This is a genomic window from Actinotalea sp., assembly GCF_035443605.1.
GTDB lineage: Bacteria > Actinomycetota > Actinomycetes > Actinomycetales > Cellulomonadaceae > Actinotalea.
The window spans coordinates 1-1,685 of the sequence record NZ_DAORSQ010000214.1; the positions used below are offsets into that span (position 1 = coordinate 1).

Below are 1,685 nucleotides of genomic sequence, written 5' to 3' on the forward strand. Positions count from 1 at the left end.
CCCGGTGGCGGTCCCCAGATCGCGGCCACGGTTCCCGTCGGCCTTGGTGGTAGCACGACAGATCTCGGAACGCGCACGACGGTGGTGGCATCACACCGCCGTGCCGCGTCCCGACCGCATCGCGGGCCCGACGTCACAGGCACCGAGTGCGGCCGGGTGGCACGTCCTTGACGGTGACCAACACGCCGGTCGCGGTTCAAGCTCCTCGAGAAGTGCAAGCGGGGGAGCGGGCAGGGACGCCCGATGCCTTTGCTCTGCCGCTCGGCGGGTGGCGGCGACCCCCTGCGTCGACGCCACCCGCCGGTACCGCGCGGTGCCCGTGGACCGCCAGCGGGCTGCCTGCGGGCCGCCCGTCGGGGGGAGGCTACGGTGCCGAGGTTTGAAAGTCGAGTACCCAAGTCTCGACTCTCCGCGGAGTGAGCCCTGGGAGCCGTGCGGCGGCGTACCGTGGGCCCCTACGGCCCGGCGAGAAGGATGAGATGCCCCAGGACTGGACCCCGAAGACCCCCGCGTCGAGGCCCACCCGCGTACGCGCCGCCCGCCTGTCCGCCGACGAGGTGCGCGACCGCATGCTCCGTCAGGGCGTCGAGGTGATCCGCGCGCGGGGCCTCATGGTCGGTCTCGACGACGTGCGCATGGAGGACCTCATCGCCGCGGCGGAGGTGCCGCGGTCCTCGGTCTGGCGGATCTGGCCCGGCAAGTGGGAGTACCTCGTCGACGTGCTCGCCATGGCGGCGGACCCTCAGGGTGCCAACCTGCTGCGCCCGCCGCTGGACGAGCCGACGCTCGAGATCGCGGTGGCCTCGGCCCACGAGCGGCTGGACCTGCTCGTGACGCCGGAGGGCCGACGCGTGCTGCTCCTCGAGACGGTGCGTGTGGCGCTCGAGCACAACTACCGCGTGCACTCCACCTCGACGAGCTGGCGGACGTACATGGCCCTGCTCTCGACGGTCAACGCGATCGCCGACGACGACGCACGCCGCAAGATCGCCGTGCGGCTCCAGGCTGCCGAGCGGACCGGCTTCATCGCGGTGATGGCGCGGTTCTACGAGAGCCTCAGCGCGGCACTGGGACTGCGCCTGCGCGCACCGCAGTACACGTTCGAGCACATCGCCCTCGCCGGGTCAGCCCTCGTGGAGGGTCTCGCCATCCGCAACGCGATCCTCGAGGCGGACGAGGTCTCGGCGCCGGGCGTCGAGCGGCCGACGCTCGACGAGCTGCTGCACGGCGAGCTGCCCGGACCGCAGGGGACCGGGCCGTGGACCACGACGGCGCTGGCCTTCCTCGGTGTCGTCGACGCGTTCCTCGAGCCGGACCCGGACTTCGTCGTCCCGCCCGAGGCGCTGCCCGCGGGCTGACGACGCAGCGACACGCTCCCGCTCACCCCGAGCGGTCACCCCGACGGGGCGCCCGCCCGCTGGCCCGCACGTCCCTCGGCCGTGCCGCTGCGCGGGGCGCCGCCGTGGGGCACGAGGCTGAAGGCACCCTCCTCCTCCTGCGCGTTGTGCAGCCGTAGCACCGCGTAGAGCCCGTAGAGCAGGCGACGCAGCTCGACGACGTCCTCCGGCTGGACCGACTCGGCTCCCAGCCCGGTGAGGAGCCGGTGCAGGCGCCCCACCTGGTGCTGGATCTCGGCGTGGGTGCGGCTCAGCGCCGCCGTCGCCTCGCTGCTGCCGAGCGCACGC

At 73.5% G+C, this 1,685-nt stretch carries 2 protein-coding genes; one reads left to right on the plus strand and one right to left on the minus strand.

The features are described 5' to 3' along the window. Positions 1-479 precede the first annotated feature (479 nt). Positions 480-1,358: a TetR/AcrR family transcriptional regulator gene (locus PKY62_RS13280; protein ID WP_324537731.1), complete on the plus strand. Its 879-nt coding sequence runs from the start codon at positions 480-482 to the stop codon at positions 1,356-1,358. A 35-nt stretch (positions 1,359-1,393) separates the two neighbouring features. Here PKY62_RS13280 and PKY62_RS13285 read toward each other — a convergent pair. Then, positions 1,394-1,685 (minus strand): hypothetical protein (locus PKY62_RS13285; RefSeq protein ID WP_324537733.1); only part of this gene is annotated, 292 nt, incomplete at its 5' end.

Coding starts and splice junctions, on each gene's coding strand:
- PKY62_RS13280 (WP_324537731.1), top strand. CDS start 480: ATGCCCCAGGACTGGACCCCGAAGACCCCCGCGTCGAGGCCCACCCGC.